A 3289-nucleotide genomic window follows, 5' to 3' on the forward strand; every position below is an offset into this window, starting at 1 on the left:
ATGGACGTGGCTGCCCGTAATCCGGTTGCGCGAAGTTTCGAAGGTAACATCAGGCAGCGCCGTGTCACGGCAAAACGCGTCGAGCCCGCGGCGCGGTGGACAGTGATGGGTGTCATCTTGCTCGCCGCCGCGCAAGCAACCCTTGATCTTCGCGGCCTATATGGGGATGGCGCTTACTACTTTTGGAGCGAGCTCCAGGCGCATGGCTTTTATTTCTATCCGTCGCGGGTCGTGGCCCAGTTCGTCACGCAGCTTCCCGTCGTAACGGCAATGAATTTTGGCGTGAGCGATGTTTCCGTTCTTGCAAGGCTCCAGAGTTTTGGGGTGGCTGCGATTCCCATGATCATGTGGGTACTCGCGTTTTACGTTTTGCGACGATCATGGATGTTTTGGCCGTTCGTTGCAATGTTTGCCGTCACCTTCCTTAATTCGGGCTTCTTGTCGATTGGTGAGTACAACTTCGCGTACGCATTGGTGGCGCTGTGCGCTGCCATAATGCTCGTCGGGACGTTCGGACGGTGGGGCCTGCTGGGTCTGGTAGCGGCATCCGCCATGCTGCCCTTCTCGTACGAGTCTCTTGCGCACCTCGGGCCCTTGCTGAGTGTTCTGGTGCTAATTCGATTGCGGGGTGCATTCAAGTCAGACCTGCGGGATAGATTGAAGATCACCGCCCTTTTCATCGCACTGGCCATGTACGTCGCTGCCACGATTATCAGCGTCGTCTGGATTGTCTTTCCGAGAGATGCGACAAATCTTGCGGGCGCCGCAGACTTCAGCTGGCCGCTCTTCAACGATCGGCAACTCGTGCTGAGCGGTGCGCTCGCAACCGTCTATATTCTTGCTGCCTGCTTCGGCGGGCCACGAATAAGACGATGGGCAGCCATCCCGCTAGGTCTTCTGTCGCTGATCCTGATCGATCACGCGTTCTGGGATGAGCCTTGGAAGGCCTTTGGGTCCCGCGCGGTCACTGGCGTAGCGCTTTTCGTGTTGCTGGCGGTCATTGTCATCGGGCGATTACGAGAGGAGCGTCGCGCTCGCCGAGGGGTCGTCGACGAGCGATTGCCGTCTTGGTCATGGCTTCCCGCCATCCTGCTGCTAGCGGTGCAGCTTGTGCCTATGACAGTTCACACCGCGGGTTGGTCGGGTTGGTTGAGCCAGTTTAAGTACGTGGTGGATACCTCCTCCGGAACGCATACGAACGAAGAGACTGTGCTGAGATTCTCAAACACATCGTTGTACGTCTGGCCGTGGACAAATCCCTTCCTCAGCGTGGATCTCGCGTCCCACAACGGTGCAGCGATCATACTTTCGCCCAACCTCAAGCCGGGCGATCAGCAGATCCCTGCTGAGCTCCCAGCGCGGTATGAGAAGTTCGCGACGCTGTTTTGATTGAGAACTTCGCATCGGCCGAACAATCTGCGACCGACGCCTTCGGTGTGTCGATAATCGTGCCAACTTTTAACGAGTCAGGGAACGTCAGTGAACTAGTTCGACGGGTCGTGGCCGCCACAAGCGGGATGACGGCGGAGATCATATTTGTAGATGACTCGACCGACGACACTCCCAGCATCGTTGAGTCGACCGCTGCATCGGTGACATTTTCCGTTCGATTGATTCACCGAGATCACCCGACCGGCGGTCTCGGGGGAGCGGTAGTCGCAGGATTCCGAGCAGCGTTATTTCCTTGGGTGCTTGTCATGGACGGCGATCTCCAACACCCTCCCGAATTGATACCTGTTTTGGCCGACGAGGCACGAAAAAGTGGCATTGACATTGTGGTGGCGTCCCGCTATCGGCGAGGGGGTGGAGCTCATGGGCTATCCGGTCCCCTGCGCAGGGCAGTGTCGACGCTGTCGACCCTGCTGACCAGAGCAATGTTTCCTTCACGACTTCGCGATTGCACCGACCCGATGACGGGATATTTCCTGGTGCGGCGTGCAGCCGTCGACCTCGATGCTCTTAGACCTCACGGCTTCAAGATTCTGCTGGAAATTCTCGCCCGGGGTCGACCACCGCTGCGCGTCGCAGAGGTGCCCTTCGCATTCGGTACCCGGTTGAGTGGGCACTCGAAAGCGTCTCTCCGACAAGGATTCAGATTCGTTCGCCAGCTGATCGATCTTCGCTTCGGTCGTGCGTCCAGTTTTGCTGGGATCGGCGCTATCGGCGCTCTCGCGAATCTCGCGATCGTCGGCCTACTTACCCAGGTGGGGCTGGAGTATCTCATTGCAGCGGCGATAGCCGCAGAATCTACGATCATCGCCAATTTTCTGTTGCAAGAGCACTTCGTATTCAAGGACCTTCTTCACGGTGCGGGGCACTGGTCGCAGCGATTCCTCAAATCCTTCATTTTCAACAATGCCGAGGCGCTGGTGCGTATCCCTGTCCTATACCTGTTGGTGACCTATTGGGGGATCGCCGCTGTCCCCGCGACGGCAATCACCCTCGCGATCGCGTTCGTCGTGCGATTCACATATCACTCGCGCTTTATTTACGCGCCTGGGAAAATCCAACCGCCGCTTGGCGAATTTTTCAATGCAGACCGGGAGAATGGCGTCACGGAAGATCCCGCTCCGCGGCCGTAGCCGCATCCTCCAGGACGAGCCAGCTTGGCCGGCGAACTGCTCTCCGAATGCCAAAACCTCCCTTTTCGGCGTCTCCGACGTCGAAACCCAGCACCTCACGGCCGCCGTCGGCGGTCACCCCACGGAGGCGATGACAGCCTGAGTCGACCTTCCCCGTCGACACGACGCGCAAATGCGCTTTCATGACCACTGCGAACAATGCCTGGTCAACGCAGTAGGCGACGCTCCAGCAGGGTTTGGAGGAACGTTGCCTGCCGCAGTTTCGGGATATTCAAATCCAGATCCCCGCGGTGGTCCTGAGGGTCTCGGTTGCGACCCGGGTCCACACATCGGGGCGATTCAGTTGTGTCGGTCGTGAGTAACTTTGACCCTCCCGCGATAACGTTCAAACGTTGACGGAGCAACGCTCATCACTGCCGGATTACACTTCTCCACGGAACACGACCATCAAAAATTCGAACGCCGCATCTTTGAACGAACGAACTCGTTCGCGTGTTGTTCTAGACCTTGATTCGCTTGTTCGAGGTAAGTCAGCTGGCGTCATCGCATTTTTACTCACGTTCGATTTCGAAGTGTCCGCAAACCGATATGATAGTTTCTGGTTTGCTAGAGCTTTCGTCAGCATCGCTGCAGTATTCGCTTGGCTTGTACCGTAGTTACGCTCCTTCGCATGCAGGTTGTAACTTCAAATCACTCGAATATTGGAG

Annotated in this window: 2 protein-coding genes and 1 pseudogene; 2 read left to right on the forward strand and 1 reads right to left on the reverse strand. The window is 57.3% G+C overall.

The features are described 5' to 3' along the window. Positions 1-1389 (forward strand): hypothetical protein (locus JWQ24_RS28495; RefSeq protein WP_299815963.1); only part of this gene is annotated, 1389 nt, incomplete at its 5' end. Between the two features lie 59 nt (positions 1390-1448). Next, positions 1449-2582 (forward strand): glycosyltransferase, encoded by a 1134-nt coding sequence (locus JWQ24_RS28500; protein WP_299815966.1) that lies wholly within the window; start codon positions 1449-1451, stop codon positions 2580-2582. Between the two features lie 52 nt (positions 2583-2634). Here JWQ24_RS28500 and JWQ24_RS28505 read toward each other — a convergent pair. Further along, a pseudogene (locus JWQ24_RS28505) lies at positions 2635-2869 on the reverse strand (transposase); the annotation flags it as partial. Positions 2870-3289 lie beyond the last annotated feature (420 nt).

This window comes from Tardiphaga sp. (assembly GCF_028290495.1).
GTDB lineage: Bacteria > Pseudomonadota > Alphaproteobacteria > Rhizobiales > Xanthobacteraceae > Tardiphaga.